We start from the raw sequence: 25,806 nt of genomic DNA, 5'->3' as shown, positions 1-25,806 counted from the left end.
GCGCAGTTATGGTTCCCGCACGGGGAGTATGGGCAGCCCCTCAAACATCGGTTCTGCAAGGATTACGCGCACGGTATCCAGGAAGACCTTGCACTCGTCCAGCGTGTTGTACATGTACAGCGAGACGCGTATCGCGGTAACGTTCCGGCTGATGCGACGGGCGTTGAACCACGAGTTGACGCAGAACATGCCCGCGCGCACCATGATGTTGCTCCGCTCGTCCAGCATGTCGGCCAGCAGGCCCAGCCCGGGCTTCTTGGTGAAGAAGCAGACGATGCTGCCGCGCTTCTCCGGCTCGGGCGGGCCGATGATCTCCAGTTCCTCAAACTGCGCCAGGCCCTCGGTGAGGTAGCGGTTCAGGGCCACCTCGTGCTCGTGGATGGCCTGCATATCCAGGCGCTCCAGGTATTCCACCGCCGCGCCCGCGCCTATCCGTCCGCCGTAGTCCTGCAAACCCGCCTCGTACTTGTAGGGCGGGGGCAGGAAGTCGGGTGGGCGATCCACCCATGTGTCGCGGATGGTGTCGCCGCCCACCAGGAAGTTGTCCATGCGGGCGAAATGCTCGCGGCGGACGTACAGCGCGCCTACGCCGCTGGGGCCGCACATCTTGTGCAGCGAGAATGCCAGGTAATCCACCCCCAGCGCCTGCACGTCCACCCGCTGGTGCGGCACGCTCTGCGCGCCATCCAGAAGCACCTGGACCCCGCGCGCGTGGCACATGCGGATGATCTCCTGCGCGGGAATCTCCACCCCGTCCAGGTTGGACACATGCCCGAAGGCGGCCAGTTTCACGCGCGGGTCCTTCAGCGCCGATTCCAGCGCGTCCAGGTCAAAGGTGTTGTCCGGGCGCACGGGAACGACGCGATGCTCCACGCCGATTCGGGCCGCCAGGTATTGCCAGGGGACCAGGTTGGAGTTGTGCTCCTTGTCCGTGGTGAGGATAACGTCCCCCTTTTGGAACGGGAAGGTGCGGGCCACCAGGTTGATGCCCTCGGTGGTGTTGCGCGTGAAGAGGATTTCGTCGGAGTGCGCCGCGTTGACAAAGCGGCGGATGCTTTCGCGCGCCGCTTCCACGCGCTCGTTGGTTTCCTGGGCGAACCAGTGGTGGCTGCGGCCCGCGCCTCCGCACGCCGGAAACTGGGTGTAGTACGCGCACATGGCGTCAATGACCGGGCGCGGGCGGAGCGTCATGCACCCGTTGTCAAAGTAAATCGGCGGCTTGCCGTTGCGCTCGCGGGCAAGCGGCTCAAAGTCGGCGCGAATGCGGTTTATGTCCATCATCTCATCTCCAATGGCACAGTGCGGAAACATTATACCGCGCATAGGCGACCGCGACAACATCATAAGGGGCGAGTGCTCGCGCCGGGCCTACCCCATCACCCCCCAGCCCCCTCTTTCCCCGCTGGCAGGGAAGAGGGGGCACGCAGATGAGGAATGCCCATTCGTGCCGATTCGTGTTATTCGCGTTTACAACCCCGAAGATCGCTTCGCTCCGCTCGCAGTGACGGGCGGGAGACAACGAGCGATGCACTTCCGAAGTGCGTCGCACGTTCCCTATCCGAGTATGCAACCGAGCCTCACAGCGGAATCTGGAATGCTGAAGCGCGGCTTCAGCATTCCAAATTCGCGTTATTCGCGGTTACAACCCCCGCGCTACGGGTACAACTCCGGCCGCTGCCCCTGGCCGACGGGCAGTTTTCGCCGCGCCTTGGCCACATCGTCCAGGTCCACGTCGGCGCACAGGATTTCCTCCGCGACGCCCGCCTCGGCCACGCGCTCGCCCCACGGCGACGCCACGACCGTTCGCCCCGCCAGCGCCTCGCCGTTGCAAAGGCCCACCCCATTCGCGCCCACGAGGAAGGCCAGGCTTTGCAGCGCCGCCGCCACCGTCAGAATGCGCCAGTGTTCGGCCCGCGCCTGCGGCCACTGCGCGCCCACCAGCAACACCTCTGCGCCGTGCGCCGCCATGCGCTGGAACAGGCCGGGGAAGCGCAGGTCGTAGCAAATCGCCAGGCCGAGGACCCCGACGTCCGTCGCCGCAACGACGACCTCATCGCCAGGAGTGAAATAGTCCGGCTCGCGCAGCAGGGGAATCAGATGCGCCTTGCGGTAGCGGGCCAGAAGTTTCCCGTCGGGGCCGGCCAGCGCCAGGGTGTTGTAGAAGCGAGAACCTTCGCGCTCCGCCATACCCCACGCCACGTAGGCGCGATAGCGGGCGGCCAGGCCCGCCATCGCCTCGGTCGTTGCGCCGTCCAGCGGCTCGGCCAGCGCGTCCAGGCGGGGCCAGTCGTAGCCGCAGGCGGCAAGCTCCGGCAGCAGCACCAGGCGCGCCCCCTCGTCCAGCGCGCGCCGCGTCAGTTCGGCCATGCGGCGGCGGTTGCCGGCCAGGTCGCCCGCCGCAATGTGCATCTGGATTGCGGTCACACGGACGGCACGCATGGCAACACCCTACGGCGCGTAGCGGAACGGGTGCCGCGCCGACTCCTTTTCCGCGATCAGTTCGTCCAGCGTCGGGCGGCCTTCCAGCGCCTTACGCGTGGCGGCCTTCATCGCCTTAAAGTTGTTGATGCGCACCCGCCACCGGTTGCTGGCCCCCGGATGGACGAAGACGTTGGCGATGAGCACGATGTCGTCCAGCAGGGCCGCCGGCAGCGTGCCGTCTTTGACCAGCGCCTCCAGCGCCATGACGACGCCGCCTGCAGCGTGCTCGTACACCATCTCCGCCTGCTTCTTCGTCCTCACGGTTACGGTGGGCACCAGGAGCGTTCGCGGGCGCTCAAAGATGATGCGCAGTTCGTGGCCGGGGCGCGGTTCGGCCAGCGCCCGCTCTATGGCTTTGCCCACCGGGCCGTCCCTGCGCCCGATGAGCAGGTCAATGTGGGCCAGTTCCGAGAACGGAGGACCGGCGAAGCCCTCGCCCACCAGGAGCGTCATATCGCGGACTTCCGAGGGCGCGGCGGGCGGCTTCGGGAACTGCCCCTGGACCCCCGGCGCGCCGGCGTACAGATGGTAGGTCATGGGGCGCGGCGGAATCTTGCCCAACTCCTCCAGCACGCCCCGCACCTCCTCGTAGTCCTCCCGGCGGAAGGCGTCGCCCTTCATCATCGGGTGGCGCGAATCGCCGATGGGAAGCCCCAACAACTGGAGCGCCTCCTTCACCGCCTGGGTCGGACCCTGGCGGGCCAGGATGCGCACGAACCGCTGGATGCGCGCCATGAGGGTCTGGGCCGTCGCCAGGTCGCCCGACAGCACCGCTTTGTAGATGGTCTGCCACACGTCGGGGATGACGTTGGCGCTGGCCAGAATCGCGCCATCGGCCCCCATCGCCAGCGCAGCAGGCACGATCTCATCGTGGCCGGTGAAGATGCCGATCTTGCCCCGCACCTTCTCAAACACGGCCATCAGGTAGGGCATATCGCCGCTGGAATCCTTGATACCCACCACGTTGTCCAGATACGCCATGCCCTCCGTCGTCCACCACTGGTAGTGGGTGCCGGCGCACTGGGGGATGTTGTACAGGATGAGCGGCACGCCCAGTTTGTTCAGCGCCTCGTAGTGGTCGTACACCTCGTTGAACGACGGCTTCAGGTAGTAGGGCGCGGCGACAAGGGCGGCGGTAACGCCGGCGTCCCTCGCCCACGCGGTCATCTTGACGGTCTCGCGGGTGGACGGGTAGGCCGTGCCGGCCACGACGGGCACGCGCCCGTTGACCTCGTCCAGCGCGATCTCAATGGCCCGCTTGCGCTCGTCCTCCAGCATGTACACGAACTCGCCCGTGGTGCCGCAGGGAACGATCCCGTTCACGTGGGGCAGGACGTAACGGATGAGTTCGCGGTAGGCGGCCTCATCCACCCGGTCGTCCTTGGTGAAGGGCGTAACCAGGGCGGGGAAGATTCCTTTGAACCATTCGGGTTTCTTTGACATAGGGGACTCTCCTTATCGGTTCGCGCCAAACGCCTGGCGGATGGCAGCGCCCGCCGCCGCGAGCACCGCCTGGTACAGGGCGTGGCGGTCCAGGGCTTTGGGGTGCACGCTGGCCTGCACCAGCATCACGTGCGTGTCCATGGCCGACTGGGGAATCGTGCCGTCTTCTAGGGCATCCACGATGGCGCGGGCCACCGCGGCCTGGGTGGGGCCGTAGATCATGTTGGCCTGGCGCAGGTTCTTGAGTTCCGCCGTCGGGACGATGAGCGTGGACGGCCGCACGGTCAGGTTCGGCTCTAGGATGGTGGTGAGCGCCTCGTAGCCGTGGCGCGGGTAGGTGAGTTGCAGCGCGAACACCTCGCCCACAATCCCGTCCTTCGGCCCGGCGATGAGGTCTATCTGCGCGTTCTCCGGCTCGGCGCCAGCCGCTCCGGTGCCCACTCGCAGCGATTCTGCCCGCACCTGCTCAGCGGAGATGTCCAACGCGCCAAACCGTTCGGCGACAGGCCCCGTCGGCGGCGCGTAGGGGTCTTCCGCGGGGGCGATCTTGCCCAGGCGCTCCAGTTCCAGTTGAATCTCGGCGCGGTCCTCGTGGGTCAGGCTGCCGCCCACCTTGAGCGGGCGCCGCGCCTTGCCCACCGGAATCCCCATCATGTTCAGCGCCTGCTTCACGGCCAGGCCGCCGCCGTAGCGACAGAAGATGCGCGACAGTTTCTGCACGCTCCGCTGGAGGGCGCGGGCCTCGTCTATGCGGCCCTCCTGCACCGCCGCATAGACCTTCTGCCACACCTCGGGGTACACGTTGGCGCTGGCCAGAATCATGCCGGTGCACCCGCCAGCCAGGGCCGGCAGCACCACCTCGTCGTGGCCGATGAAGACATCTATGCGCCCCTGCACCATTTCCAGAATCTCCATGGTGTAGGTCAGGTTGCCCGAAGAATCCTTGATTCCCACGATGCTGGGAATGTCCGACAGGTCCTCCACGACGTTGCGCGGCAGGTAAGCGTCCACCACCTGCGGGATGTTGTACAGGATGATGGGGATGTCCACCGCCATCGCCACGTCGTAGAAATGCTGGTAGATGCCTTTGTCGGACGGGTGAAGGAAGAAAGGCGTAACAACGAGACAAGCGTTGGCGCCGGCTTCCTTCGCGTTGCGCGCCAGGAGGATGGTCTCCTTCGTGCCGGCCGCGCTGGTGCCGGCGATGATGGGCTTGCGCCCGGCGACCTCGTCCACGACGATGGCGATGACGCGCTTCTGCTCGTCGGGGGTCATGTACGGAAATTCGCCCGTGGTGCCGCAGGGGACGAACCCGTCCACGTGGGGCAGCAGGTGGCGCACCAGCGCGCGCAGCGCCGCCTCGTCCACCTCCTCGTCCTTGGTGAAAGGCGTTACCAGCGCGGGGAAGACGCCCCGCAGCCACGGCAGTTTTGCAGGCATTCGGGAACCTCCGTTTTTGGTGTCTCGCACGGCGCGCAGAGGATACCGGCGGCCCACCCGATGGCCGCGTCCGGCATTCTGCGCGCCCGCGGGGAACGATAGGACAGGCTACGGTTTCGGTATGGCCAGACCCTTGCAGCCCTGTTTGGACAGGATGAGGTCGGGCTGGTTCTCCTGGATTAGGGTGTGGATGATCTCCGCGTACTTCACCTTCTCGCGGGCGAAGTCGGCCAGGGCCTGGGGGCTGGTCCAGGGCTTGTACAGCGCCCCCGGCCCGGCGGCGCAGGCAGGCCCGGGTTCTATCTTGAAGTAGCAGGGCGCGCAGACCCGCGCCATCTCGGCCCCGTCGTAGAAGCGGTTGTACCCGCCGAAGGATTCCGCCAGGTAGATGTGCAGGTCCATCGGAATGTCCACCGCCTGGCGGATGGAGGCCAGTTGCGGCAGGCTCAAGTCGCCCACGGGGTTGAAGGTCCCCGCGCCGAGCATCTGGAGCACCTTGCCGCCCGCTGCCGATGCGTGCCCCGCGTAGATGGAGACCTTGAACGTTACGTCGCTGGGGATTTCGCCGGCCTTGCGCAGTTCGTTGAGCAGCCACAGCAGGCCCTCGTCAATGACCAGGAACCCGCGGAAGCCGAGTTCAATGCACGTGAGGATGTCGGTGATCACGTAGCGGAGTTGGTCGGAGCCGCGATAGCGCAAGCCCGACAGGCCGCCTTCGGGCGTAACCAGTTGTCGGCCCACGTCCCACGCGGCGCGCGGGCCGGGCGTCAGGATGACTTCCAGTTGGTTCGCGGCGGCAATCTGGGCGAAGTCGCGAAGTTCCGCGCGGTCCAGGAGCGTGGCGCCCATGACGACGGAGATGACCCGGTGGATGGGAATCTTGCGCCGGTTCATCTCATCAACAAGCGCCTCCAACACGTTGGGCCGCTCCACGCCGGAAATCTCCATGCGGTAGTGAGCGCCATCGGGGAAGCGCTTGGGGCTGGACGGGAGGTCGTAGGCATCCCGACCGGGAATGCCCGCCCTCTCCATCATCTTGGCGACGCGATCCATATTCATTTGTCAATCCTCCTTCGCAATATTTACTGGCCTCTTTGCCGCAAATTCCCGCGGAGGTGAAGAAGAGAGCGCAACGTTCGGGCGCAGTATACCATGCCCGATGGGGTGTGTCAATCCGACGGGCGGCGGGCGCGATTCTATTGCGTTGGGGTGCAGGCGCGGTGCGCTGCCGGAAGTGCGTCGCACCTGCACCCATGCCGCGACCAACAGAGTTTGGAGCCGAGTCGGGCGGCGACAGCCGACGGCGAAGCGCCGCTACTCGTACCGGAAGTACCACAGGCCCACGCCGAAGAAGACCGCGGCGAAGGCGAGAAGCACCCCGACCTCCGGCAGGATGCCGCCGATCCCCTGCCCGCGCACCACGATGTCGCTGAAGCCGCTCATCGCCCACGTCGTCGGGAATATCCTCACCACCTGCTGGTACACCTTCGGCGTGATTTCCAGCGGCCACCACGCGCCGCCCAGCGCCGCCATCAGCATCCCGCTGCTGATGGCCATCCAGTTGGCCTGGCTCTGCGTTCGGGCGATGGTGCCCACCAGCACGCCGAAGGCCACAAAGGCCAGCGCGAAGGCGAGCATCATCACCGCCAGCGCCAGCGGCGACCGCCCCCAGTTGACGCCCAAGATGAGCGCGCCGAAAAGAATGAGCAGCGTCATCTGCACCATGCCGTGTATCAGCCGACCGCCGATCTTGCCGGCCAGGATGGTGGCCCGCGCAACCGGCATCGCCAGCAGGCGACGCAGCGTCCCCAGCCGCCGCTCCTCAATGAAGATCCCCGCAATGCCGATGAGGGGGATAGATACCCACGTGATCAACTGTCCGACCGACGACTGCTCGGCGGGACTGGCGCTGGTACGGATGACCTCCGGAGCATACGTGGTCTCCACGCGAGCCGGCGGATCGGCCAGCAGTTCCTGCGCCATCGTCAGCGCTTGCAGAAAATAGGCCTGCTTCGCGGTTGCATCGGCGAAGGGGCGCACCCTCTCGGCCTCGGCCACGCTGGCGTTGGCCGCGACGACGGCGTTGCTCACCCGATCGGCCGCGGTGCGCACGGCCTGCTCCACGGCAAGGGCGCGTGTGTCGTTCGGCGCTTTGCTCAGCGTGAGGGCCGACGGCCGACCGGCCATCAGCGCCTCGCCGAAGCCCGCAGGAATGACTAGGGCCGCGGGAACTTTACCGTCCTTGACCAGGGCGTCCGCCTCGTCCCGCGCCTTAGGCACCGGCCGTACCACATCCGACGCCGCCAGGGCCTCGGCCAGTTGGGCCGACAAGGCGCTGCGATCCGCATCCACGACCGCCAGCACGTAGCGATTGTCGCCGCCAGAACTCCCGCCCGACATGGTAGCGGCCAGGATGAGCGTGAACATCACGGGCAGGACAAGGAAGAAGACCCACTCCGACTTGTCGGCGAACCCCATCTTGAAGTCCAGCCATGCGATAGAAATCAGTTTGCGCATTGCCATCTCCCTGCGAGACTCCAATCCGACTCACGCATACTGGCGGCGGAACAGGACGGACGCCGCGAGGAACAACGCCACCGCCAACACGAGAAGGCCGGCGATGGGCACGAGCACGTCGCCCAGTGCCCCGCCCGCCGTCAACTTGCCGAACGCATCCAACCCCCAGGCGTTGGGCGTGATGAGCGACACCGTGCGTATCCACTGGGGCAGGGCCTGGCGCGGGAAGAAGTTGCCGGCCAGCCCGCCGAAGGCCAGCGAAAGGATGGTGCCCATCTGATTGGCCTGGCCTGGCGTGCGGGCGTAGGCGGCCAAAACCAGCGCCCAGCCGGTGGCCGCCGCGACCAGCGCCAACGTTACCGGCACCACCGCCGAGAGGGGGCCCATCTTCACCCCAAGCATGAGCCTGCTGGCCACCAGCAAAATGCCCATCTGGGCCAAGCCGGTCAGGTAGATGCCGCACACCTTGCCGCTCAGCACCTGAAAGGTGGACGTCGGCGTTGTGAGCAGACGGGGGAGCGTGCCCCAATCGCGCTCGGCCAGCAGGGTTTTGCCACCGTTGCTCACCGTGAACATCAGGAACAGGATCGCCATGCTGGGGGCCATGTAGGTGAGCCAGTCAAACCCCGCCTGCGACTCTTTCTCGGCGGTCTCGCCCTGTATCGCGATCAGGCGGCTTTCCGCAGCCCGGCGGGCGGCCCGCTCCCCGATCTCCAACCCCTTGGACAGCGCCTCCTGCGGCGCAAGGAGACCGTTCGCCATCAACTGCGCCACGGCCACCTGTCCGCCCACCGCGCCGGCCGATACCCTGCTCAGGAATTGATCCACGATGCTGCGCACGATGCTGGAACTGACGGGCCTATCCGGATTGGAGTACACTTCCACGACGCTTTGCGGGCGATTCGCCAGCGCAGACGGGTCGCCGCTGGCAAGGCCCGACGGCACGATGCTTTCTGTCAGGTCGGCGGGGATGATGACCACCGCCGCGGCCTTGTCGGCGTCCACCGTCGCGCGCGCCGCCGCTTCGTCCGTCGTTACCGTAACATCCAGCAGGTCGCCCAACTCCGGCGACTGGAACGTCTGCTGGAGAAAACTGCCAAACTCACCCTTGTCGCAGTTCACCACAAACACGGGGATTCCGCTGAGGCCACCTCCACCGCCACTCAAGCCGCCGAACGCAAACGCCATGACGAGCGTGAGCGCGTAGGGCGCGGCGAGCATGACGATGAGCGCCGTGGGGTCGCGGAATGTGGTAACCAGGTCTTTCCATGCGACGTTGAGAATCTTCCGCATCGTCGCCTCCTAATCCCGCAACGCCCGGCCCGTCAGGTGCAAGAAGACGGTTTCCAGGGTCGGCTCCTGGATGTCCACCGAGCGCACCTTCACGCCCAGTTCGTTGGCCTTTGTGATGGCAGGCGGCAGGGCGTCTTCGGCTTCGGGGACGATCAGCACAATCTCGCGGTCGGTCGTGGAGACCCGGACGATGCCCGGGACGGCCCGCAAGGCCTCGGCCAGCGGCGCCGGATCTTGATCCTCGCCCAGGTGCAGGCGCAATGTCTCGTACTCGCCCACCTTTTGGGTGAGTTCCTTCTGGGTGCCCAGCGCGATCAACTTGCCGTGATCCATGATTCCCACCCGATGGGACAGTTCGTGCGCCTCTTCCATGTAGTGGGTCGTGTAGAGCACCGTCATGCCCTCGCGGTTGAGCGCCTTGACCATGTCCAGGATATTGCGGCGGCTTTGCGGATCTATGCCCACCGTCGGCTCGTCCATGTACACGATCTGCGGCTTGTGCAAGAGTCCCACGGCGATGTTGAGCCTGCGCTTCATCCCGCCGGAAAAGGTGCCAACCCTGGACTTGGCCCTGTCGGCCAGCCCCACCTGTTCCAGCAGTTGATCCACGCGCCGTGCCAACTCCTGGCCGCCCATCCCGTACATGCGCCCCCAGAACACCAGGTTCTCGCGCGCGCTCAGCACGTTGTACAGGGCGATCTCCTGTGGCACGACCCCGATGACGCGCTTGACCTCCATCGGCTCGCGGACGACCGAATGGCCCGCCACAAAGGCGTCCCCCGCCGTGGGGGCGAGCAGGCAACTCAACACCGAGATTGTGGTAGTCTTGCCCGCGCCGTTCGGCCCCAACAGGCTGAAGATTTCCCCCTGCTGAATCTCAAAGGAGACATCGTCCACCGCCAGGACGTTCTCGGGCATGTACCGCTTGGAAAGATTCCGCACTTGAACTATGGCTGTCATTCATCCCTCCTCATGTGCATACCGACACTTCACGAACGTTACCGCCCGACTCGCTGCGAGGCGCGCAGAGGCGGAGGCCCACATCATGCCGCCTCTGCGCTCCGCGGTCTTGGCAGTGAACACCGTCATGTCGGTGAGAGTGCTGATCAACGCGCGACCGCTCTGCGAATGCCTGCTCCGCTCGCGCAGGCTCGCCGGCGCGATGAGCCGCGCCTACGGCAGGCCCGCAATCCACGCCGCGATGTCGTCCACCACCTCGCGGGCCACGTTGCCGGGCACATCGTACTCGCCCGGGTTGGGCTGCCCGCTGCCGGCGATGAACAGATGATTCAGCGCGGGATAGGACTTGAACTGCACCCCGGCCCGGCCCGCCAGCCCGTCTTTCCACGCCGCGAAGTCCACCCGCGTAACCTGGTAGTCCCGCTCGCCCTGCAGGATGAGCATGGGCACCGTCAACGACCGCGCGGTCGCGACCGGATCGTAGGCCAGGATGTCGGCCCAGTACGCCCGGCCCGCGCCCAGGATCACCTCGCCTTCTTTGAAGTCCAGCGCCTTGACCCGCTCCACCTGCTTGCAGAGTTGGTCCAGCGCCTGGGCCTCCTCGGCCGTAACCGTGCCGTCCAGCGTGGCCAGGTATTCGTTCTGCTCCACCATCAGGTCGGCCAGGTTCCGATTGCTGGCCGCCAGCAGGATCAGCCCCGCCAGGCGCGGGTCGCGCGCGGCAATGCGCGGGGCCACGGTGCCGCCCAGGCTGTGCCCCAGGATGAAGACCCTGTCGGGGTCAACGGCCGGTACCCCGCGCAGGTACGCCACCGCCGCCAGCGCATCGTTCACGACCTCCTCGTTGACCGTGAGCGTGGACATGGACTGCATCATCTGCGCTGGGCACTGCTTCGTGCGCTTCTCGTAGCGCAGCACGGCGACGCCCCTCGTGGCCAGGCCCCACGCCAAATCCTTGAACGGCTTGTTGGGGCCGATGGACTCGTCCCGGTCGTTGGGGCCGGAGCCGTGAACCAGCACGACGGCGGGGAATGGCCCCGGGCCGTTGGGCATGGTCAGCGTCGCCGGCAACGGGCAGTCGCCATCGGCGATGGCAACCCCCGTCTCGGCGAAGGCGGCGGGGTCAGCGTAGTCCGGCGCTCTTCAAGTGCCCCCGCTTCCCGGCGGCACGAACCACAGCCCCGCGATGCGCCCCTCGGCGTCAAACACGACCTTCATGTCCAGCGGGTTGCGGGCGAAGTCGCACGCCACATAGGCAATGCGGTAGCCCATTTCGCTGGTCAGCCGCACTTCCTTGATGCCCTGGAGCGCGCCCACATTGCGGATGACTTCCTCCCAAGTGGCCTTGAGTTTGGCGACGGGGAACGCCGCCGCCATCTGGGTGTCAAACATGGCCGCGGCCTCGGCGTATTTGCCATCGCCGAGCAGGGTCGTGAAGTAGCGAGCCGCCGCCTCCAAATCCCCGACCGGGGGCGTGGGCGCGGGGGTGGGCGTGGCCTTGGGAGCGCATGCGCCCAGGAGCAGCATCCCCGAAGCCAAAAGCGAAGCAACCATCCACCATCGTCTCATCGCATAACCCCTCCTATGGACTGCTAAAGCATGGCTTCAGCAGTCCAAAAATCATTGTGCCATACGCCGCCCGCTGCGTCAAAGCGCCCCGGCGAGGGCCGAATTTGCAAAAATCGGGAAAAGTGCATATACTGTGTTGTTGGCAATTATAGATACACACGCACTGCACGACAGCGCAGGTGAAAGAGAGGTGATTCAGGCATGCCCATCTACGAGTACGAATGCGATGTGTGCGGCATCCGCTTTGAGCGCGTGCAACGCATCACCGAAGACCCTCTGAAAACCTGTCCAGATTGCGGCGGGCACGTGCACCGCGTGCTCCAACCCGTGGGCATCATCTTCAAGGGGTCGGGGTTCTACGTTACGGATCACCGCGCGACCTCACCCACCGCCGTTCCGGGGGAGTCCAAGAGCAACGGCAACAACGGCCGCGGCAAGAACGGCGAGAAGGCCACCGAGTCGGCCAAGAGCGGAGACACCGCCAAAGCGGATTGACGCCGCCCGGCTCCTGATGCGCAAGCGAGGCCCCGTGAAGAGCGGGGCCTTTTTCTTTGCTCGCGACGCCCGCGCGCCAACCGTCTACAACTGGAAGCGGCTGGAGTCGTGCACGAACTTCTGCTCGTAGTTCTCCACCAGACGAAGGAGTTTGGCCTTCAGATCGCGCCACTCCTCGCTGTTCATCGCCTCGCGCATGGACTCCAGGTCTGGCGCGACGGCTCCGGTGAGAATCTGCGGGCCGTCGCCATAGGCGGTGTACCAGGCCTCTGTCGGCTGCACCCCCAGGCGCATCAGCGTCGGCGCAAACTCCTTGGACACAAACTCAAAGTACTCGGCTTCCTTGTCCGGCCGGATGTCCCACGTCATCAGGATTTTGATTGCCATGATTCCCCCTACTCCAGGCGCGCCAGGAGTTCTTTCTTCACCGTCGGCCCAAACGCGCCGACGAGGGTTACGTTCATGCGGCTGGGCTGGATCAACTGCCCCGCCAGTCGCCGAACCTCCTCCGCTTCCACCTTATCTATCGCTTGCAGGACCTCGTCCACCGTCATCAGGGGTTCGTTGAGGGCCTCGGCCCTGCCCCACCACGAGGCAATGGCGAAACTGTCCTCCAGGCCCAGGACCACTCGGCCCTTGACCTGCTCCTTCGCTTTTGTCAACTCATCTTCCGGCACGAGTTCCTCGCGGATGCGCGCGCACTCTCCGAGGATCGCGTCGTAGGCTTCGGTGAGCCGCTTGGGGTCCACGCCCGCGCTAATGCCCCAGATACCCCCGTCGCGGAACAGGCCAAACCACGAGTCCACACTGTAGGCCAGGCCGCGCTTTTCGCGCACCTCTTGGAACAAGCGCGAACTCATCCCCTCGCTCATGACCGCGTTCATCACCAGGAGGTTGAAGCGGTCTGGGTGCACGCGCGGGATGGAACGCACGGCGATGTTGAGATACGCCTGTTCGGTCTTGCGGCGGCCCACCCTCACGCGCGGCTTCTTCTGCTGTCCGCGCAGGGGGACGAAGGAGGGCACGGGCTTCACAGGCCAGTCTTCCAGGGCGCGCGCCAGCCGTTCCACCGTCTGCTGCCCGTCCAGCCGTCCGGCCACGCTCACCACCACGTTGGGCGCGCCGTAGTTCTGCGCGATGTAGTCCAACAGGTCCTCGCGGCGGATCGCCAGCACGCTCTCAATGCTGCCGGCGATGTCGCGGCCCAGCGGATGGCGCGGAAACACCTCCTGCGTGAGCAGCAGGTGCGACCAACTCTGCGGGTCGTCAACGAGCATGCGGATTTCCTCCACGACGACCCTCCGCTCCTTTTCCAACTCCACGGGGTCAAAGATGGGGTAGCGGATCATGTCCTCCAGCACATCCAGCGCCAGGTCTCCATGTTCGCAGGGGACCTTAGCGTAGTAGATGGTCAGTTCCTTGCCGGTGGATGCGTTCATCATGCCGCCGACCGACTCCAGCGCCAGGGATATGGCCCCTGGAGTCGGGCGCTTGCGGCTCCCCTTGAACATCATGTGCTCAATGAGATGGGATGCGCCGGCGATCAGGTCGCTTTCGTAGCGCGCACCCACCGCCACGAAGAACCCCACCGAGATGGCCCGCGTGTGGGGCACCTCGGTAACGAAGATGCGCAGCCCGTTGTCCAGCGTGATCTTCCGCGTGGTCTCTGCGACGTTCTCTATCTTCATTCGGATTCACCTCAAAGTTTGAAGTTGCCGCTCGGCCTCGGCCCGCACGGCAGGGTTGTCGCTGAGTTCCAGGACGCGCTCCAAGGCCTCTCGCGCCTCCTGGGTCTTGCCCTGGAGGGCGTAGATGGAACCCATCCCCAGGTATGCCTCGGCCAGGTTGGGGTCAAACTGGCGGGCCGCGAGAAACTCGCCCAGCGCCTCGTTCAGCAAATTCTGCTGGGCGTATGCCGCACCCAAGTTGTAGTGGAAGACCGCGTCCTTCGGTTCCAGGAGCACGGCCTTGCGGAACTCCTGCACCGCCTCGGCAAAACGCCCCTGCTCGTAGTACACCCCGCCCAGGTTGGAGTGCGCGTCGGCGTCATCGGGGTTCAGGCGGATGACCTCGCGGAACTCGGCGGCGGCGCCGTCCCAATCGCCCAAGTTGGCAAGGGCGCGGCCCCGCGTGAAATGCGTCTCGGCGTCGTTGGGCGCAGCGGCCACCGCCGTGGCGAGCAGGCTTGCCGCGCGGGCATAGTCGCCCGCCTCGTAGGCCTGCTGCGCCTCCTGCTTCACGGCGGGCACGTCCACCGTTGGCGCGCCCCCGCCGCACCCCGCCAGCAGCGCCGCCAGGCATATCCCCACAAGCCCAACGCGCAACCGGTTCATCTAGTCTCCGTTCTCCAACTTGGGCCGAAGGAGCACGACCTGCGTCTCCTCGGGCAGGCTGCTGGCCGAAACCTTCAGCGCGTCCTGCTCCTCCGCCGACGCGATGCCTAACTCCTTCAGGAATTTGCCGACCGGGTCCAGTTTCATGGTCAGCCCGCTCAAGCGGTAGTGCATGGGGATCACGATGCTCGGCTCCAGCAGGCTCACCACCTCGGTCGCCTGGGACGCCTTCAACGAAGCCCCGCCGCCCACAGGCACGAGGAGGACGTTGATGTCGCCGATGGCCTCCACCTGGCTCTGGCTGGGAATGTGCCCCAAATCCCCCAGATGGCACACCCGCAGCCCTTCCATCTCAAAGACGAAAATGGTGTTCTTGCCGTATTCCCGTCCGTTGCGGGCGTCGTGGAACGACGAGATGCCGGTGATGAAGACGCCGCTGACTTCGTACTCGCCCGGCCCGTCTACGACGAACGGATTGCCCCTGACGGCTTTCGCGTTGGAATGCCCCGGGTGCGGGTGGCTGATGGTAACAATATCGCCCTTCAAGCCGGTGGGCGAAAGGCCGATGCTCTTGTCAAACGGGTCGGTGATGATCGTCGCCGTGCGGTCTTTGATGCGAAAGCACGCGTGCCCGTACCAGATGATGTCCATGACCAAGCCTCCAGGATATGCGCTACAAGCGCATTATACCGTCAGGGCCGCGTGTTGACAATCGGGATGGGTTCGCGATTCGGTTCCGTCTTGCGTTGGCGACCAAGGCGCGACGCACCCGACCCGCAGACTTTGGAACCGAGACGGGTTCGCGCAACGCCTGTCTGCAGTCAGGAGGCCATCCCAGAGCGGAGGTGGGCGATTTGCTCGCGCAGGCGGGGAATGGCGCGCAGGTCTTTGGCCGAGGCGCGCCCGTGGCGGTAGCGATGGAGGCGGAAGGCCAATTCGGCCAGCAGGCGGTAGAACTTGGCGACCTTGCGGCCGTGGGCCAGGTTCCTGGAGGCCGCGGCCTTGCCCTGCGCCCGTAGCCGCCGCAAGGGGGACTGGGCAATGCGGTACTCGTCCACCGTCAGCAGGATGCCGATTTCGGGGCGCAGTTCCTCGGCGATCCAACGGCGCTCCTGGCGCAGCGCCAGCACGAGGATGCCGATCACGATGAGCACGCCACCCGCGTCCCCGATGAGGCTGATGCCGATGGCCGCCAGCGTCTCGCCCGATAGGGTGGCCCCCAGGTTGTGCACCGCGTGGAAGCCCATCCCCACCAGCAGCCCCAGCACGGGCACGGCCCCCTTCGCCAGGCGATTGGTCGCGTTGCGGGCGTAGCCAAGCCCCGCCCCCGTGAAGGCGGTGTAGAACGCGTGATTCAGCCCGAAGACGATGGTGCGCAGCGCCGCCAGCACGCCGAAACTCTCCCAGCCCCCGGAGGTCGCCTCGTGCATCAGGTAGAAGAAATTCTCGGTCATGGCGAAGCCGAACCCCACGAGCGCGCCGTAGATGACCCCGTCCAGCACGCCGTCAAACTCGTCGCGGAAGAGGCGGTAGATGAGGTACAGGGCGATGGCCTTGGCGAGTTCCTCCACAATCGGCGCGACAAGCGACGCGGAAGCCAGGTCGCGCGCCAGGTCGGAGTAGGCCGACAGAGGCGCATCCAATGCGATCTCGGCGCCGAGGGAGAGCAAGATGGCCGGCACCGCGCCCCAGATAAAGGCCGCCGCCAGCAGCAGAATCGGCTCCTTCTCGTACCGGTCGCACCACCAGATGATGAGGACGTACACGATGGTCGGGGCAACGGCAGCCAGGATGCTTGCTGTAACTTCGGCGGCCATGGTCGCCTCCTCTTGAAAGCGGAACGGGGCTAGCGCGCGCCCCGTCTCCGCAGTTTGTTGACGGTGCTGATCAGATGCACGAGCGGCGAAGACAGTCGCCCCACCGCCCTGCCCTGTCGCAGCGATGCAAGGAAGTCTTGAGGTCCCGCGAAGGGCGGCAGTTCCACATAGGCCCGCCCCACCTCGTATACCGAATGCGCGTCGCTTCCCGCTGTCCCGGGCAGGCCGCGCTCGCGGGCCAGCGCCTGGGCCCGCGCATTGTCCCCCGGCAGGACGACCCGCGCGTTGAAAACCTCCACGCAATCTATCAGCGGCAGCACGCGGGCCAGCACGTCGCGCCCCATCGCCTCACGGCGCAGTTGGTCCAGCGGGTGCGACACGCCAACGACGCCGCCCTGCTCGCGGATGCGGCGAATGGTCTCCTCGGGCGAAAGGCCGGGGGGAATCCGCTCTCGGATGAAATACGCCAGCAATTCGCCGCTGTCGGTCTTGATCTCCTCGCCGACGATGACGAAATCGGGCGCGATGGATTGCGCCTCCAACGCGCCCTCTATGCTGTTGTGGTCCGTTACGGCGATGCGCGAAAGGCCGCGCTCGCGGGCGACCTCCACCAGTCGCCGCGGACTGACCGCGCAATCCCGCGAGTAGTGCGTGTGCAGGTGGAGGTCTGCGCGCCAAATCTCACTTGCGGCCACGCTTCCTCCAAATGGCCAGCCCCGCCAACACAGCGGCAAGCCCCGCGAGTCCCAGGCCGGCCTTCTTGGGATCGTAGAGCGGATCGGTTACCGCAGGGACGTCGCCGTACCGCTCAAACAGCCGCCCCCACGGCGTCTTGAGCGCCTCCTGGACCCGCTTGTGCCCCACCAGAGGGTACCAAAGCCCGTCGTAGTAGGCCCGCGAGGCGATGTAGGACCAGGGCACGATGGGGCTGCGCAGCAGCAGGTTCTCAAACGGCTTCAGGGGGCCGTGGTAGATCATCTTCTGGCCGCGGCTGGCGAAGGTCTCGCCCGTAACGAAATGCCAGTTCTCGCCCGAGATGTCGTCGCCGACGATCTCTATCTCGCGCGGGTCGCCCACGCCCAGGCCGCGCTCGTGGGCCAGGCGGATGAACTTCAGCGACATGGGGTCAAACCCCTGCAACTTGGCGGATATGGCGTCAATGGCGACCTGATCCGCCGAGGCCAGGATGATGTTCTTTTCGTGGACGTTCATGGCGCGCGGCCCAGGGCCATCGCCGGCGAACGTGCCGTCCATCACGGCGAAGATGCCGGTGTGAATCTCCTGCTGGATGGCCAGGAGGTCCACGACGGTCTCGTGGATAACGCTGTGGGTCCAGTGGCGGCGCTCCGACAGCAGCCCGCCAAAGGCGTTCTTCATGGCCCCCGTGATGGTGGTGAACACGTGGGTCTTGACGGTGGGCAGGTGGACGATGTTCTTCCCAATGAACATCTTGGGAATCTTGATGCCGTCGGGATACACCTTGTCCAGCACCAGCATGGGGGTCTTCGGCTCGTACACGATCCACTCCACCTGGGGCTCGTACAGGTGGACGTTGCGCAGGCCGTAGCGGTCCACCACGAGTTTGTGCTTGTTGTTGCGCTCGCCCACGTAGGCGTCCACCACCACCGTGCGGTTGTGCGCGGCGATGAGGTCGCGATAGCCGGCGTCCAGCAGCGTGCGGATGACGGCTTCCAATTGCCAGGGCGCGGTGGAGCAGGCGGGATACCACTGCTGCCAGGAGATGTTGATTTTGAGCAGGGTCTCTTTGTCCTTCGGGAGGGCCTGCTCAAACCCCGCCAGTTGCATCAGGCGGCGGTAGTCTTCCAGGACGGTCTCGGGAGTGGTGCGTAAAACGGCCACTTTGCCGCGGCCAGGAAATTGCGAGTTGCTCATGTTCGTTGTCCTCCAAATGCTGCAAAGGTCTTGGTGCTCTGTATGAGTATACATGGAACCGCGGGCGCGGGCAAACGCCGCGCGACGCGCCTATGCCATTGTACACGCGCCTGATGAAAATCCGATGACATTGGCGGCGCCGGCAGGTTACAATTCGTTCACCGAGGGAGCGGGACACGAAAGGTGCGAATGGCCGCGCAGGGTTCACCTCACCCATCCCCGCCCCAGAGAGCCATCCACGAATAACACGAATCCACACGAATGGGAAATTCACTGTAGGGCGGCTTTCCACAGCCGCCGGGGGCAGAGGGGCAGGTATGGAAACCTGCCCTTACCGTTCCCCATTTGCGTGGATGAGCGTTATTGGCGGTTATAGAGGCCATGGGGTCTTTACCCCCTCCCCACCATCTTGACAGAAAGCGCCACCCCATGATATAATAGGCCATCCTAATCTTTGCAATTAGGTTTGCCTAATCATCACTCGCGGAGTCCCGAAATGATGTCGCAAAACGCGGAGGAGTACCTGGAGGCCATCTACAAACTCATCCAGGACGGCTCGCCGGCGGCCATTCCCGCCCTGGCCGAGCGGCTGGGCGTCTCGTCCGTATCCGCCAACGAGATGGTGCGTCGCTTGGAGCGGGACGGTCTTGTGGCGTATGCCCCGTACAAGGGCGTAACCCTAACCGCCGAGGGCGAGGCGCGTGCCCTGAACGTCCTGCGTCGGCATCGCCTGTGGGAGCGGTTCCTCGTGGACGTGCTCGCCATGCCCTGGGAGGAGGCACACGAAGCGGCCTGCGGCCTGGAGCACGTGTCGTCCGCGAGTTTGATAGACCGCCTGGAGCGGTTTCTGGGCGAACCCGACACCTGCCCGCACGGGCATGTGGTGCCAACCGCTGCCGGCCAGGTCCCGCGCCGCGGCGGGCTCCCGCTGGCAAATCTGGCGCCGGGCGATCACGCCGTCGTCCTCCAGGTGCCCGAGGAGGAGCCTGGCGTGCTCACCTACCTGAGCGAACTGGGATTGCGGCCGGGGACGCCGGTCGTGGTGGAGGAAATTGCGCCGTTTGACGGCCCCCTGACCCTTCGCGTGGGCGAGGCCCTCCTGGCGCTTGGCAGAAACCTGGCCTCGCAAATTCTCGTAGACCGGAAGTGAGGTGATCATCATGCGTACAAGAAACCACACCCTTGCACACGACGCAGCCCTGAAGTCCGACCAACGCATCACGCTGAGCGCCTTGCCTTCCGGGAATACCGGCACCGTCGCCGAACTCCAGGGGGGGCGCGGGTTCACGACACGCATGGCCGCGCTCGGATTTACCCCTGGCGCTTCCGTTACCATGATGCAGAACTTCGGTCGCGGGCCGGTCATTGTGCTTGTTCGCGGCACCCGCATCGCGCTGGGCAGGGGCGAAGCGGAGCGCGTTTGGATCACGCTCAATGGAGACAAGTCGCATGAAGAATCCCGATGAAACCGCGCGCTCGGCTTCATCCGTGCTCGGTTGCTGCGCCGAGGGCGACGGCCCATCGCTGCCCGCGGGCGCCTGCACCGTCCGAGTTGCCCTGGTGGGCCAGCCCAACGTGGGCAAGTCCACCGTGTTCAACCTGCTCACCGGCCTGAATCAGCACGTGGGCAACTGGCCGGGCAAGACGGTGGAGCGCAAGGAGGGCATCCACCGCTGCGATGGCGTGGACATCCAGATTGTGGACTTGCCGGGGACCTACAGCCTGACGGCGAACTCGCTGGAGGAGCGCATCACGCGCGACTACATCATCCGCGAGCGTCCCGATGTGGTGGTGATGGTGGCCGACGCGGCCTCGCTGGAACGCAACCTGTACCTACTCTCCGAGATTCTCTGCCTGCCCGCGCCGGTGGTCCTGGCCCTGAACATGGTGGACGTGGCCCAGCAGCAGGGCCTCGGCATAGAGCCGCACGTGCTGGAGGCGGCCTTGGGCCTCCCCGTCGTCCCGATGGTGGCCTCCAAGAACCAGGGCGTGCGCGAACTGGTGGATACGGTGCTGCGCGTGTACCGCGAGGGGCCGCGGGGCGTGTGTCGCCCGGACATCCGCGAAGACCACCGCCAGGTGCTGGCCGAAATCGCGGACCTCATCGCCGGCAGCGTGCCCGAGCCTTATCCCGAAGACTGGGTGGCCCTCAAGATGCTGGAGGGCGACGAGGAGATCACCGAGATGATGCGGGCGCGCCTGAACCCCGAGCAGTGGGAGCGCGTGCATCGTGTGCTCATGAGGCACGAGGATGCCATCCTCGCCATCGCGGGCGGGCGCTACGAGTGGGTGCGCCGCATGACCCGCGCCGCCCTGACCGTGCCCAAGGCCGGCCAGATCACCCTGACCGACCGCATAGACAAGGTGGCCACCCATCCGCTCTGGGGGCTATTCCTCCTGCTGGGCGTCCTGGGGGCCATCTTCTGGCTCACCTATACCATCGGGTCGCCGATTCAGGCTTTTCTGGACACGTACCTGGTTCAGGCGGGCGCGGAGTGGGTTCGGACTGCCCTGGCGAGCGCCCCGTGGTGGGTTGTGGGCCTGCTGGCCGATGGCGTCATCGGCGGGGCAGGCATGGTCCTCACGTTTCTCCCCATACTCGTCATCTTCTTCGCCGTGCTGGGCGCGCTGGAGGACATCGGCTACATGGCCCGCGCTGCCTACGTCATGGACCGCTTCATGCACCTCATGGGCCTCCACGGCAAGAGTTTCCTGCCGCTGTTCCTGGGGTTCGGCTGCAACGTCCCCGCCGTGATGGGCGCGCGCATCGTGGATTCGCCCAAGGCGCGGTTGCTGACCATCCTGGTGGCGCCTCTGGTCCCGTGCACGGCGCGAATGGCGGTGGTGGCCGTCCTCGCGCCCATCTTCTTCGGGTCGGCGGCCATCTGGGTATCCTGGGGCCTCATCGCGTTGAGCCTGGTGGTGCTCGCGGTGGTGGGCATTGCGCTGCACGAACTGGTGCTGGGCGGCGAGCACGTGGCGTTCATCATGGAACTCCCGCTGTACCACCAACCCAACGCCCGCACCATCGGCCTGTCGGTGTGGCAGAGGACGATGGGCTTCGTGCGCAAGGCGGGCACCATCATCCTCATCGTGTCCGTGGTGGTGTGGGCGCTGTCGGTGTTGCCGCACGGCCAGGTGGACACCAGTTACCTGGCCGCCGTGGGGCGCTTCCTCACCCCGCTGGGGGCGCTCCTGGGCGTCGGCTGGCAGATGATGGTGGCGCTCCTCACCAGTTTCGTGGCCAAGGAGAACACCATCGCCACCCTGAGCGTCCTGCTGGGCGCGGAAGGGACCGGCCTGGCGCAGGTTCTGCCGACGCTGCTCACGCCGGCCTCGGCGCTGGCGTTTCTCATCGTGCAGGTGCTTTTCATCCCGTGCGCGGCCACGGTCGCCACCATCCGCCAGGAGACAGGCTCGTGGAAGTGGACTGCGCTCAGCGTGGGGATGCTGTTTGTCGTCTCGTTCGCCGTGGGCATCGGCGCGTACCAACTGGCGCGCCTGGTGGGCTGGGGTGTATAATGGGCGCGAGAACGCGCATGGAGGGTGAAAGATGAAGATCGCGACGTTCAACGTCAACTCCATTCGCAGCCGCATCCCCGTAGTTCTGGACTACCTGGCGAAGGAGCGGCCCGACGTGCTCGCCGTCCAGGAAATCAAGGTGCAGGATTCGGAGTTCCCGCTGGACGCCTTCGCGGACACCGGCTATCACATCGTCTTCAAGGGCCAGAAGGCCTACGGCGGCGTGGCGCTGTTCAGCCGCACGAAGCCCGAAGGGGTAGCCTTCGGCCTGGACGACGGCGACGAACCCGACGAGCATCGGCTCCTCCGCGCCGTCGTGGGTGGCATTCCCATCGTGAACACCTACGTTCCCCAGGGGCGGTCGGCCGACTCGCCGGAGTTCCAGTACAAACTCCGCTGGCTGGCAAGGCTGCGGGACTTTTTCGCGCGGCACTACGCGCCCGACAAGCCGCTCGTGTGGGTGGGCGACTTCAACGTCGCGCCGGAGGACATAGACGTGTACGACCCCAAGCGGCTGAAGGACCACGTGGACTTCCACCCGGAGGCCCGCGCCGCCCTGGAGCGCATCCGGCAATGGGGGTTTGTGGACGTGTTCCGCCTGCACCATCCGGGCGAGGCCCGTCAGTACACGTACTACGACTACCGCATCCGCGGGTCGCTGGAGCGGGCCGTGGGCTGGCGCGTGGATCACATCTGGGCCACCGAGCCGCTGGCGCGGCGGTGCACCGCCTCGTGGATTGACCTGGGGCCGCGCATGGCCGAGAAGCCGTCGGATCACACGGTCCTCGTCGCCGAGTTTGACGTGTAGGACGGGCCGAATGCTGGAAGACCTTCTGCGGCTGCTGGCGCGCGGCGGGGCGCATACCCCCGATACCCTGGCGCGCGGGTTGGGTGTGAGCCGCGACACGCTGGATCGGATGCTGGCCGACCTGGCGCGCCTGGGCTACCTGGAGCCGGCCGCGGGCGGGTGCGAGGCGAAGTGCGCCGGATGTCCCAGCGCGTCGGTCTGCTCCGTCGGCACCCCCCAGCGCATCTGGACGCTCACCGACAAGGCGCGCCGCAAGGGTCTCTGACCCCCACCAGAGGCTACGATGGCGACGTGCCGCATCCTGGACACGTGGGACGACTTCCTCCGGTTTTGGGTTGCGGCTGCGGATCTCCCGCCGCCGGCCCAGGTGGACCGATGGCGCGCCGACTACATGGCCCGCTACCCCGAACTCCTGCGCAAGCAGGTGAACGACTACACGGCGCAAGGCGTGGACTGGCGCGACATCGCCGCAGACCGAATCTTCCCCCGCCTGCCCGAACGCCTGCCGTGGATGCAGGCGGCGCGAGATCTCCTTCCGCACGTGTGCGTGGCCGTCTACGAGCGGGCGCAGGCGACCGTGAACCTGGACTTTGACGTGCGCTTCGTCATCTACGTGGGCATCGGCTGCGGCGCGGGCTGGGCGACGCGGTACGAGGGCCGCCCCGCTTGCCTGCTGGGGCTGGAGAACATCGCCGAAGAGGGGTGGCACACCCGCGAGGGGCTGGAGCGGCTCGTGGCGCACGAGTTGGGCCACCTGGCGCACATGGCCTGGCGGAACGAGTGGGACGAGTCCGCGGCGAACGAGGGCGACCCGCTGTTCCTGCTGTACAGCGAGGGGTTCGCCGTGCGGTGCGCCGAGGCCATTCTCGCCGACGAGGCCAGGCCCGCACGTGGGGATGCGACGCCGTCGGCGTGGTGGGCCGCGCGCCGGGCAACGCTGGCCGCCGAGTTTCTCCGCCGAGTGGATTCGGGCGAGGCGGTGCGCGACTTCTTCGGCTCGTGGTACAGCATTGAGGGGCGCAGCCAGACGGGCCACTGCCTGGGCCGCGAGTTCATCCGGCATTTGGAGTGGGAGCGCCCACTGCGCGCCGTCGCCACGCTGCCCATCGCGCAGATTCGCGACGCCGCGCGCGCGTTCTTGCAAGGCGCGGGCGGTGGGGGCGCCCGGGGCTGATCGTCTCACGGCCACTCAGGCACGAATCGCCGTGTCGCTCGCGCACCCCACCGGACGGGGGTATGAACTTGTGTTGGCGGCCAAGATGCGACGCGCTTCCGAAAGTGTGTCGCAACTTGGATACCTGCCGCCTGCCTACGGCGGCTATGGAAAGCCGCCGCGGGCTTAACCTCACCTAACCCCTCCCGAACCCTCCCCTTTCCTGTCCGCGCGCGGAGAGGCAGCGAACGCTCCTCATAGGGAAAGTGGAGCCGCTTCGGTCCTCCCAGGATAAGTAAGCACCAAGCCTGCTCAAACGCGGAGAACCCCTATTCGCGTAGATTCGTGTTATTCGTGGAGATAGAGGCTCCCTCTGTGCCCTCGTGCCCCGTGTGGGGACGATGCCCTACGGTTCGGCCTCCACGAACACCGGCGTGGAGCCGAGCAGGAGCGACAGCCCATCGCCCTGCACGGCGAGCCTTTCGGTCTTCGGCTCCGCCTGCGCGATGTCGGTGATGACGTGCGTAACCAGCGCCTGCGCGGCGTCCAGCGGCACGCGGACCGACACCGGCGCGGGTTCGGCCTCGTCGGGGAAGTACAGCCGCCCCGCCTCGCGCCACAGGACGTAAACGGGCCTCCCGCGGACCGCGAAGCGGTAGGCGTAGACACTTTCGCCCAGGTTCAGCCGCTCCACTGTGCTGTAGCCGGACAGTTTGCCGATGGCGAGTTGGTAGGCGTAGAAGACCGGCCAGGGCGACTGCACCTCCCACGCCTGCTTGAGGAAGTTGAATCGGGCGTCCACCATCCCCTGGTAGCCCCAACTGCCGGTCATGCGGGGCGTCTGCGTCAGCGGGCTTTCCACCAGCCACGCCAGGTTCATGCCGGCGTATCCCGCGTGGATGGCGACGACGGTCTTTTTCACGACCTCTCGCGCCTGCAGTGCCCGCCACCACCGCACGGCCGCGTCGTGCTTCGGCGACGCCGCATCCCGTATTGCGTCCAGCCAGCCCAGCGTGCGCAGCGCATCCTGCGGGCGGATGGGCGCGAGCGTGTAGAAATCCTCGTCCCTGGCGCTGGGCAGGAGCGCAGGCGCGCCCCGCGCCATGAGGAGCGACGAAACGGGCAGTGCGTCGCCGATCCAGATGGGCTTCTCGTAGCCGTTATTGTGCATCTCGGCGCGCAGCCACTCGGCCGTCGGGTACAGTTCGGTGTAATCGCCGAGGGAGTGAATCTCCACGACTTCAAACAGGTCGGGGTGGCGCAGCAGTTCGCGCACCTCGCTCATGGGATGGCGCAGGGGGTTGTCCTTGGCAGCGCGCCGCTCAATCTCCTCGGGCGATGGACTGCCGTCAAACACGTCTATCAGGAAGAAGTCCACCAGCCCCACGAGCGCCTCCGAATTGGCCCGCTTGATGGCGCGGTGGGCGGCGGCGAGAATCTTCAGGTAGTCGTCCGCCGTGCCCTCAAAGTAGGCCGTCCACTCTTCCACGACGGTGTAGTGGAGGATGGGCGCCTTCAGGCCGGGCATGTCTCGGTCGCCGTCCCCATCGTACCGCTCCACCAGGTTGAAGACGAACTCCTCGTAGTCGTCCATGTACTGGGGGTCGGGGATGTGATGAAGCCTTGTGGACGAGGCCCAGGCGTTGTTGGCGTTGGTGTAAACCTGGATGCGGAATCCGGCGCTCTGCCATTCGGCGACGATGCGGTCGGCGTTGCCCCAATCATAGACATGCGAACCGTCGGCCGTGGGCGCTCGCGGCTCTATGGTTCCCCACGAGAACTGCGTGGTGGTGTTGGAGCGCGCCCACCCCGCGCCCAGTCCCGCATACGCGGCGGCCAGCCCACCGGGGAGCATGTACTCCACGCCGAACGCGCACCCGCCGGTTGCGGGCGACGGCGTGGGCGACGCAATGGCGGTGGCCGCGGGCGACGGGCGCGGCGTCTTGGTGGCCTTGGGCGCCGGCCCGGCACATGCGGCGAGCAGCAGCGAGAGGATGATGAGCGCGGAGCAGATGAAGTTTCGCATCATGCATCCTTCCGGTGCGGCAACTGGCCGCACCTACTCGTTGCAACCCCGCGTTG

General features: G+C 66.1%; 25 protein-coding genes. 7 read left to right on the top strand and 18 right to left on the bottom strand.

Going from position 1 to position 25,806, the window contains the following annotated elements:
* Positions 1-6: 6 nt before the first annotated feature.
* The 10 genes from H5T65_05485 to H5T65_05440 all read right to left on the bottom strand — a co-directional run bounded on the left by H5T65_05485 (position 7) and on the right by H5T65_05440 (position 11,703).
* Positions 7-1,281, bottom strand: coding sequence for a cysteine desulfurase (locus tag H5T65_05485; GenBank protein ID MBC7258679.1), 1,275 nt, complete (start codon positions 1,279-1,281; stop codon positions 7-9).
* A gap of 372 nt (positions 1,282-1,653) precedes the next feature.
* On the bottom strand, positions 1,654-2,424 hold the full coding sequence (locus H5T65_05480) for a carbon-nitrogen family hydrolase (GenBank protein ID MBC7258678.1): 771 nt from the start codon (positions 2,422-2,424) through the stop codon (positions 1,654-1,656).
* 24 nt (positions 2,425-2,448) lie between these two features.
* The gene (fae, locus tag H5T65_05475) at positions 2,449-3,924 is read right to left on the bottom strand and encodes a formaldehyde-activating enzyme (protein ID MBC7258677.1); all 1,476 of its coding nucleotides are present in this window, start codon (positions 3,922-3,924) and stop codon (positions 2,449-2,451) included.
* A 12-nt stretch (positions 3,925-3,936) separates the two neighbouring features.
* Entirely contained in the window at positions 3,937-5,364 is a 1,428-nt protein-coding gene (gene dapA, locus H5T65_05470; protein MBC7258676.1) for a 4-hydroxy-tetrahydrodipicolinate synthase, read from the bottom strand.
* Between the two features lie 108 nt (positions 5,365-5,472).
* Entirely contained in the window at positions 5,473-6,423 is a 951-nt protein-coding gene (locus tag H5T65_05465; GenBank protein MBC7258675.1) for a hypothetical protein, read from the bottom strand.
* Positions 6,424-6,678: 255 nt separating this feature from the next.
* A complete protein-coding gene (locus H5T65_05460; protein ID MBC7258674.1) occupies positions 6,679-7,881 on the bottom strand; it encodes an ABC transporter permease in 1,203 nt (400 codons plus the stop codon).
* 30 nt (positions 7,882-7,911) lie between these two features.
* Positions 7,912-9,174, bottom strand: coding sequence for an ABC transporter permease (locus tag H5T65_05455; protein ID MBC7258673.1), 1,263 nt, complete (start codon positions 9,172-9,174; stop codon positions 7,912-7,914).
* A gap of 9 nt (positions 9,175-9,183) precedes the next feature.
* Positions 9,184-10,134 (bottom strand): ATP-binding cassette domain-containing protein, encoded by a 951-nt coding sequence (locus H5T65_05450; GenBank protein ID MBC7258672.1) that lies wholly within the window; start codon positions 10,132-10,134, stop codon positions 9,184-9,186.
* A 213-nt stretch (positions 10,135-10,347) separates the two neighbouring features.
* A complete protein-coding gene (locus H5T65_05445) occupies positions 10,348-11,205 on the bottom strand; it encodes an alpha/beta fold hydrolase (GenBank protein MBC7258671.1) in 858 nt (285 codons plus the stop codon).
* A 72-nt stretch (positions 11,206-11,277) separates the two neighbouring features.
* Positions 11,278-11,703, bottom strand: coding sequence for a DUF3887 domain-containing protein (locus H5T65_05440; GenBank protein MBC7258670.1), 426 nt, complete (start codon positions 11,701-11,703; stop codon positions 11,278-11,280).
* Between the two features lie 201 nt (positions 11,704-11,904).
* Here H5T65_05440 and H5T65_05435 point away from each other — a divergent pair, with 201 nt between their 5' ends.
* Positions 11,905-12,198 carry a hypothetical protein gene (locus tag H5T65_05435; protein MBC7258669.1) on the top strand — a complete coding sequence of 98 codons (294 nt, stop codon included), beginning with the start codon at positions 11,905-11,907 and terminating at the stop codon, positions 12,196-12,198.
* A gap of 84 nt (positions 12,199-12,282) precedes the next feature.
* Here H5T65_05435 and H5T65_05430 read toward each other — a convergent pair whose 3' ends face one another.
* From H5T65_05430 to H5T65_05400, 7 genes are all read right to left on the bottom strand, one after another.
* A complete protein-coding gene (locus H5T65_05430) occupies positions 12,283-12,585 on the bottom strand; it encodes a hypothetical protein (protein MBC7258668.1) in 303 nt (100 codons plus the stop codon).
* 8 nt (positions 12,586-12,593) lie between these two features.
* The gene (locus tag H5T65_05425) at positions 12,594-13,886 is read right to left on the bottom strand and encodes an insulinase family protein (GenBank protein ID MBC7258667.1); all 1,293 of its coding nucleotides are present in this window, start codon (positions 13,884-13,886) and stop codon (positions 12,594-12,596) included.
* A 6-nt stretch (positions 13,887-13,892) separates the two neighbouring features.
* Positions 13,893-14,531: a tetratricopeptide repeat protein gene (locus H5T65_05420; GenBank protein ID MBC7258666.1), complete on the bottom strand. Its 639-nt coding sequence runs from the start codon at positions 14,529-14,531 to the stop codon at positions 13,893-13,895.
* The gene (locus H5T65_05415) at positions 14,532-15,182 is read right to left on the bottom strand and encodes an MBL fold metallo-hydrolase (GenBank protein MBC7258665.1); all 651 of its coding nucleotides are present in this window, start codon (positions 15,180-15,182) and stop codon (positions 14,532-14,534) included.
* A 170-nt stretch (positions 15,183-15,352) separates the two neighbouring features.
* Positions 15,353-16,348 (bottom strand): PrsW family intramembrane metalloprotease, encoded by a 996-nt coding sequence (locus H5T65_05410; protein ID MBC7258664.1) that lies wholly within the window; start codon positions 16,346-16,348, stop codon positions 15,353-15,355.
* A gap of 29 nt (positions 16,349-16,377) precedes the next feature.
* Complete coding sequence (locus H5T65_05405) at positions 16,378-17,043, bottom strand: PHP domain-containing protein (GenBank protein ID MBC7258663.1); 666 nt, start codon at positions 17,041-17,043, stop codon at positions 16,378-16,380.
* Positions 17,030-18,241: a DUF362 domain-containing protein gene (locus H5T65_05400; protein MBC7258662.1), complete on the bottom strand. Its 1,212-nt coding sequence runs from the start codon at positions 18,239-18,241 to the stop codon at positions 17,030-17,032. Before H5T65_05400 ends, H5T65_05405 begins: the two co-directional genes overlap by 14 nt.
* A 496-nt stretch (positions 18,242-18,737) precedes the next feature.
* Here H5T65_05400 and H5T65_05395 point away from each other — a divergent pair, with 496 nt between their 5' ends.
* Genes H5T65_05395 through H5T65_05370 form a run of 6 tightly spaced genes read left to right on the top strand, consistent with a single transcriptional unit; the run spans position 18,738 to position 23,745 of the window.
* A complete protein-coding gene (locus H5T65_05395; protein ID MBC7258661.1) occupies positions 18,738-19,391 on the top strand; it encodes a metal-dependent transcriptional regulator in 654 nt (217 codons plus the stop codon).
* Positions 19,392-19,401: 10 nt separating this feature from the next.
* Positions 19,402-19,707: a ferrous iron transport protein A gene (locus tag H5T65_05390; protein MBC7258660.1), complete on the top strand. Its 306-nt coding sequence runs from the start codon at positions 19,402-19,404 to the stop codon at positions 19,705-19,707.
* A complete protein-coding gene (gene feoB / locus H5T65_05385) occupies positions 19,691-21,763 on the top strand; it encodes a ferrous iron transport protein B (protein ID MBC7258659.1) in 2,073 nt (690 codons plus the stop codon). Before H5T65_05390 ends, feoB begins: the two co-directional genes overlap by 17 nt.
* A 31-nt stretch (positions 21,764-21,794) precedes the next feature.
* On the top strand, positions 21,795-22,571 hold the full coding sequence (gene xth / locus H5T65_05380) for an exodeoxyribonuclease III (GenBank protein MBC7258658.1): 777 nt from the start codon (positions 21,795-21,797) through the stop codon (positions 22,569-22,571).
* 10 nt (positions 22,572-22,581) lie between these two features.
* A complete protein-coding gene (locus H5T65_05375; GenBank protein MBC7258657.1) occupies positions 22,582-22,836 on the top strand; it encodes a MarR family transcriptional regulator in 255 nt (84 codons plus the stop codon).
* An 18-nt stretch (positions 22,837-22,854) separates the two neighbouring features.
* Complete coding sequence (locus H5T65_05370; GenBank protein ID MBC7258656.1) at positions 22,855-23,745, top strand: hypothetical protein; 891 nt, start codon at positions 22,855-22,857, stop codon at positions 23,743-23,745.
* A 385-nt stretch (positions 23,746-24,130) separates the two neighbouring features.
* On the opposite strand, the gene H5T65_05365 is transcribed toward H5T65_05370, so the two are convergent.
* On the bottom strand, positions 24,131-25,753 hold the full coding sequence (locus tag H5T65_05365; protein ID MBC7258655.1) for a hypothetical protein: 1,623 nt from the start codon (positions 25,751-25,753) through the stop codon (positions 24,131-24,133).
* Positions 25,754-25,806 lie beyond the last annotated feature (53 nt).

The organism is Chloroflexota bacterium (assembly GCA_014360805.1).
GTDB lineage: Bacteria > Chloroflexota > Anaerolineae > DTLA01 > DTLA01 > DTLA01.
The sequence above is the reverse complement of the archived record's forward strand: the minus strand, read 5'-3'. Positions and strand labels throughout refer to the sequence as shown.

Bases quoted from the DNA above. Each gene is read 5' to 3' on its own strand.
- H5T65_05485 (MBC7258679.1), bottom strand. From the start codon at position 1,281: ATGATGGACATAAACCGCATTCGCGCCGACTTTGAGCCGCTTGCCCGC.
- fae (MBC7258677.1), bottom strand. From the start codon at position 3,924: ATGTCAAAGAAACCCGAATGGTTCAAAGGAATCTTCCCCGCCCTGGTT.
- dapA (MBC7258676.1), bottom strand. From the start codon at position 5,364: ATGCCTGCAAAACTGCCGTGGCTGCGGGGCGTCTTCCCCGCGCTGGTA.
- H5T65_05465 (MBC7258675.1), bottom strand. From the start codon at position 6,423: ATGAATATGGATCGCGTCGCCAAGATGATGGAGAGGGCGGGCATTCCC.
- H5T65_05460 (MBC7258674.1), bottom strand. From the start codon at position 7,881: ATGCGCAAACTGATTTCTATCGCATGGCTGGACTTCAAGATGGGGTTC.
- H5T65_05455 (MBC7258673.1), bottom strand. From the start codon at position 9,174: ATGCGGAAGATTCTCAACGTCGCATGGAAAGACCTGGTTACCACATTC.
- H5T65_05450 (MBC7258672.1), bottom strand. From the start codon at position 10,134: ATGACAGCCATAGTTCAAGTGCGGAATCTTTCCAAGCGGTACATGCCC.
- H5T65_05440 (MBC7258670.1), bottom strand. From the start codon at position 11,703: ATGAGACGATGGTGGATGGTTGCTTCGCTTTTGGCTTCGGGGATGCTG.
- H5T65_05435 (MBC7258669.1), top strand. From the start codon at position 11,905: ATGCCCATCTACGAGTACGAATGCGATGTGTGCGGCATCCGCTTTGAG.
- H5T65_05430 (MBC7258668.1), bottom strand. From the start codon at position 12,585: ATGGCAATCAAAATCCTGATGACGTGGGACATCCGGCCGGACAAGGAA.
- H5T65_05425 (MBC7258667.1), bottom strand. From the start codon at position 13,886: ATGAAGATAGAGAACGTCGCAGAGACCACGCGGAAGATCACGCTGGAC.
- H5T65_05420 (MBC7258666.1), bottom strand. From the start codon at position 14,531: ATGAACCGGTTGCGCGTTGGGCTTGTGGGGATATGCCTGGCGGCGCTG.
- H5T65_05415 (MBC7258665.1), bottom strand. From the start codon at position 15,182: ATGGACATCATCTGGTACGGGCACGCGTGCTTTCGCATCAAAGACCGC.
- H5T65_05410 (MBC7258664.1), bottom strand. From the start codon at position 16,348: ATGGCCGCCGAAGTTACAGCAAGCATCCTGGCTGCCGTTGCCCCGACC.
- H5T65_05400 (MBC7258662.1), bottom strand. From the start codon at position 18,241: ATGAGCAACTCGCAATTTCCTGGCCGCGGCAAAGTGGCCGTTTTACGC.
- H5T65_05395 (MBC7258661.1), top strand. From the start codon at position 18,738: ATGATGTCGCAAAACGCGGAGGAGTACCTGGAGGCCATCTACAAACTC.
- H5T65_05390 (MBC7258660.1), top strand. From the start codon at position 19,402: ATGCGTACAAGAAACCACACCCTTGCACACGACGCAGCCCTGAAGTCC.
- feoB (MBC7258659.1), top strand. From the start codon at position 19,691: ATGAAGAATCCCGATGAAACCGCGCGCTCGGCTTCATCCGTGCTCGGT.
- xth (MBC7258658.1), top strand. From the start codon at position 21,795: ATGAAGATCGCGACGTTCAACGTCAACTCCATTCGCAGCCGCATCCCC.
- H5T65_05375 (MBC7258657.1), top strand. From the start codon at position 22,582: ATGCTGGAAGACCTTCTGCGGCTGCTGGCGCGCGGCGGGGCGCATACC.
- H5T65_05370 (MBC7258656.1), top strand. From the start codon at position 22,855: ATGGCGACGTGCCGCATCCTGGACACGTGGGACGACTTCCTCCGGTTT.
- H5T65_05365 (MBC7258655.1), bottom strand. From the start codon at position 25,753: ATGATGCGAAACTTCATCTGCTCCGCGCTCATCATCCTCTCGCTGCTG.